We start from the raw sequence: 557 nt of genomic DNA on the forward strand, positions 1-557 counted from the left end.
GTCTAAATACCGCATCAACCCAGGCAATGTCGGCAAAGGCGCAAAAGGCGATGAGAAATTTGCCTTTATGATTCGTACAGCGGCAAAAAACAATAAAGCCGTACGCATCGGAGTGAACTGGGGTTCGCTTGATCAAAGCCTTGCCAAGCGCATGATGGATGCCAACCTAGCTTCTGCTACACCGAAGCCGCCTGAAGAAATCATGAAAGAGGCTTTGATTGTTTCGGCGCTGGAATCGGCAGAAAAAGCCGTGGCTTTGGGCTTACCTGAAGACAAAATCATTTTGTCGTGCAAAGTCAGCGCCGTACAAGACTTGATTCAGGTTTACCGGGAATTAGGCAGCCGTTGCCGTTACCCGCTCCATCTCGGTCTGACTGAGGCTGGCATGGGCAGCAAGGGCATTGTGGCTTCCACCGCAGCTCTGGCCGTATTATTGCAAGAAGGCATCGGCGACACCATTCGAATCTCCCTAACCCCCGAGCCCGGCAGTTCGCGCACTCAGGAAGTCATTGTCGGTCAGGAAATCCTGCAAACCATGGGCTTGCGTTCCTTCACAC

General features: G+C 52.4%; 1 protein-coding gene. It reads left to right on the forward strand.

Annotation, left to right across the window (positions count from 1 at the left end):
• On the forward strand, positions 1-557 hold a 557-nt coding region (locus ACTHUR_RS16980), incomplete at both ends, for a flavodoxin-dependent (E)-4-hydroxy-3-methylbut-2-enyl-diphosphate synthase (RefSeq protein WP_440399868.1).

The sequence above is a fragment of the Neisseria sp. P0021.S007 genome (genome assembly GCF_051956855.1).